Annotated in this window: 3 protein-coding genes; all 3 read left to right on the plus strand. The window is 30.9% G+C overall.

The genetic code is table 11. The features are described from left to right. On the plus strand, window positions 1-395 hold a 395-nt coding region (locus ACI313_RS08485; RefSeq protein ID WP_439755772.1), incomplete at its 5' end, for a hypothetical protein. 3 nt (window positions 396-398) lie between these two features. Then, window positions 399-1,082, plus strand: coding sequence for a hypothetical protein (locus tag ACI313_RS08490; RefSeq protein WP_439755773.1), 684 nt, complete (start codon window positions 399-401; stop codon window positions 1,080-1,082). A 227-nt stretch (window positions 1,083-1,309) separates the two neighbouring features. Further along, window positions 1,310-4,444, plus strand: coding sequence for a DEAD/DEAH box helicase (locus ACI313_RS08495; protein WP_320607597.1), 3,135 nt, complete (start codon window positions 1,310-1,312; stop codon window positions 4,442-4,444). Window positions 4,445-4,539: the final 95 nt, after the last annotated feature.

Genomic DNA, 4,539 nt, shown 5'->3' on the forward strand with positions numbered 1-4,539 from the left:
TTGTCGAGGGAAAAGAATATGGAGTGGATTTCTTTTCGTTGTTGAGCGTGGATGCCTATGATACTAGGACATACAATACATCAGAAACCGATATTCAATCGTACTTGGAATATATCAAGAGTGTAAGTATAACTACACTTGATATATCTTCACCAACTCGTCTTGTATTACTTTCTACATGTGCATCGGATTCGACCAATGGACGATTAGTGCTGGTAGGAAGCATAACAGATGAAACATATGAAGATCCTTATCAGGAAAAAGAAGAAGAGGAAGAAGCGTATGTGGATTATAGTTTTATCATAGGATTATTGAGCATAGTAATATGTGTATTGGTATTCTTTATATTATTGGTGTTGCTTGTACGAAGAAACAAGAAAAAGAAACATAAATAATATATGGGACAGACAGTTGATTTGACCAATCATCGCTTTGGTAGATTTACTGTAAACTATAAAACAGACAAAAGAGATAGAGGAAGCATTGTATGGCATTGTACATGTGATTGTGGAAATACAGTTGATGTCAGTAGTCGTAATTTAAAAGATGGTCATACAAAATCATGTGGATGTCTTCGTAAAGAAAATCAAGGAGTACATTTTCGTGATTTAACAGGAATGCGTTTTGGTAAGCTTTTAGTCATATCTAAAACCAATCAACGATCTTTTGGATCGGTCGTATGGCGTTGTATATGTGATTGTGGAAAAGAGTGTATGGTATCCAATGCCTCTTTAATCAGTGGCAATACAACTTCATGTGGATGTGTCAAAGAAGCCTTGGATAAAAATATGCAGTCTGCTGTTATCCAAAAATCTTTAAACCATGAACTTAGAAGTAGTAATAGTTCAGGAGTGAATGGAGTCTGTTATGATAAGTCAACGAATAAATGGTTATCGACAATAGGTTTCAATGGCAAAGACTATTATTTATGTCGTTCCAAAGACAAAGAATACGCGATTAAAATGCGCTTAAAAGTGGAACAAGAAATATTGAAACCATATGTGGATCATTTAGAACTAAGTGATGAAGTGATTAAACATAAAATTAAACAAATCCGAGAGGATATGAAGCATGAGAAATAAAGCTCATGCTTCTTTTAAAATTAATGGTTGTTTGTTTTAACATAATTTCACATAAATCAACTATATTTTCTTTAAAAATGTTTAGTATATTATAGACAGCTAAGAAATTAGCTGTTGAAAAAACACATATATACTCTCTTCTCAAAAAAAAGTCCCATAAGGGGCTTTTTTTATGTCTAATCAAATCTAAACATGATAAAATTATACAAATAAGGAGGTTCTTATATATGTTTGTTCAAAACTCTTCTATACGAAAATTAGTGAATAATACATGGATTCTTTATCAAGCAGAAGATCCTTATTATACCGGAGAACTACAAAAAATTACGATTCGATATGAAAATCATAAATACGTTGCCCGTACTATTTTCCTACAAAATAGACGTCAAATTAATTGTAAAGTGGTTATATCGGAAAATGGCTTAATACAAGGCTATCGATGTAACTGTGAAAACTTTAATGATAGAGGATGTGTACACTTAGTAGCGACTTGTAATTTTATAAACGAAATAGAACCGACTTCTTTTCCATATGAATTAGATTATCAAGCTTATAAAAGAGAACAAAACCGTTTAAGAGAACTAGAATTACAACGCGTTGCGATGGAATATCAAAACCAAGAACTAATGAAAGTTGTGAATCAATCAAAAAAAGATAGATTATCTCATTTATTATCTGAACAAGACGAAACCATTCACATTCATTTATCATTGGATTCACGTTTTGGCCATGAGCTTTCTTTTTCCATTGGAACCAATAAACTCTATAAAGTAAAAGACATTCCTGATTTAGTGCTTGGCTTTGCGAAACGTTCCAATTATGACTTAGGAAAAACCAATTCTGTTATCTTAAAAAGAGAAAACTTAGATTCTTATAGTGAGTTAATTCTTGATTTTTTAACACAATATATTTCCAAAGACGTTCGTAAAACTATTGAAGTTAATAAAGAAAACATTGATAGTGTCTTTGGCTTAGCTAGTCAGCTTCCTAGTGATTATTATGATTTTTACATTGATCAAAAAGAAATCACAATTCCAGTTACAATTTCTAAACAAAATGAATTATATACCATTGAATATGAATTAGATTCTGACTTAACCATTGGTCATTCACATTTATATAAAATGGAAAACCGCACCCTTACTCGATATCAATTAGATTCATATGGACAAGTCGCTCGCTTAGTGGATTTTATTCGTACTAATCGTGGTATTAAAATTAAAGATTCAAATATGAAGGAACTATACCTTCAAATGATTGAACCCAATCTACAATACTTTGACTTAACAACACAATGTGATTTAGATGCATTCCATGTTGATATTAAAGACATTAAAATTTATTCCGATCTACAAGACGCTGATTTAAGAGTATGGGGAGAATACTTGGAAAATGGTGTGTCTAAAAAGTTATTCATGCCATGTGAAATGCCTTCCATTCAAGCGATTGAAGCCATTATTGAAAACTATGCCAATAAAATCGAAAATAACGTAGCTATCTTTAAAACAAGAGGACAACGCTTAAATGATTTTCTTGATAAAGGAATTCCTTTATTAATGGAACAAGCACAAGTCTATGTTTCGGAAGAATTAATGCAGTTAAAGAATCGAAAGTCTTTAAATTTAAATGTAGGAGTACACATTGAGAATAACTTATTGGAAATGCGTATTGATACAGATGATGTATCAAAAGAAGAATTAATTCAGATTTTAAATGCGTATCGTAAAAAGAAAAAATTCTTTAAGCTTAAAAATGGTCAAACCATTGATTTGGAATCAAAGGATATTGAGCAATTAGATGATTTCGCAACGCAAATGGATTTAGGTAGTAAAGATTTAAAGAAAGATGAAATTGTAAAGCCTGCTTATCAAATGCTTCATCTCGATAACATTGAATTTGAAATTCATCAAGATGAAACAGTACAAGCCTATGCTAATCGCTTAGATTCTTTAAAAGAATTTGAAATAGATTCGAAATATGATTCTTTATTAAGAGATTATCAAAAAGAAGGAATTCGTTGGATTTCCCATTTAAATACAATGCAGTTAAATGGTATTTTAGCCGATGATATGGGACTTGGAAAAACACTACAAGTATTAGTGTATTTAGATAGTTATAAATCCGATAAACCACATTTAATTGTATGTCCTAGTTCTTTAATGTATAACTGGGACAATGAAATTCATAAATTTAATATTCAATTGGATTCTGTTTGTGTTTCAGGTGCTCAAAATGAGCGTACAGCCTATATTCATGAAAAACATGATTTATATATCACAACGTATGATTATTTGAAACGTGACATTAAAGAATATGTTAAAAAGGAATTTGAATATGTGATTTTAGATGAAGCGCAATATATTAAGAATCCTAAAACACAAAATGCGCAATGCGTTAAATCACTACAATGTTCTCATCGTTTAGCTTTAACAGGAACACCTATTGAAAATAGTTTAAGTGAATTATGGTCCATTTTTGATTTTTTAATGCCAGGTTATTTATATTCTTTATCGCATTTCACTAAGAATATTGAAAAACCAATTCGTATTGACAACGATACTAAGAAACAAGAACAATTAAAGAAATTAGTAGCTCCATTTATTTTACGAAGAACAAAACAAGAAGTATTAAAAGATTTACCAGATAAAGTTGAAAAAGAAATGTGGTTGTCTTTCTCATCCGAAGAAAAGAACATTTATTTAGCGAATTTAGCTCGTGCCAATGAACAACTTCAAGAACAATTTAAATTAGAACACGTGGACTCTATCTTAATTCTTGCCCTTATGACAAGACTAAGACAAATTTGTTGTGATGCTCGTATGTTGTATTCAGATATAGATACTATGTCTACTAAGATGAGTGTATGCCTTGATTTAATTGAAACATTAAAAGAAAACAATAAGAAAGTATTATTGTTCTCTTCGTTTACTTCTATTTTTGATAACTTTATTAAAGAATTTAATGCCCGTGGAATTAAGTATCACATGATTACCGGACAAACAAGTAAAGAAAAACGAAGAATAGAAGTGGATGAATTCCAAAGTGATGATAGTGATGTATTCTTGATTTCATTAAAAGCAGGGGGAACGGGATTGAATTTAACAGCTGCGCAAGCTGTTATCCATTTTGATCCTTGGTGGAATATTTCAGCTCAAAACCAGGCAACCGATCGTGCCTACCGAATTGGTCAAACAAAGAATGTATTGGTTTATCAATTATTGGTAAAAGGAACGATTGAAGAAAAAATTTATGAGATGCAACAGAATAAAAAAGAAATGAGTGATATGTTTGTGGAAGGAGCACAAGGAACGATTTCTTCTTTATCAAAACAAGAATTAAAAGAATTATTTGAGTATAAATAATTTATTGATAAAAGAACACATCATGATTAAAATGAATGTGTTTTTTGTCTACATAAAACCCCCAGATATTCTGGGGGTCAGGAAAAGCTTTAGCG

The sequence above is a fragment of the Floccifex sp. genome (assembly GCF_051873495.1).
Lineage (GTDB): Bacteria > Bacillota_I > Bacilli_A > Erysipelotrichales > Erysipelotrichaceae > Floccifex.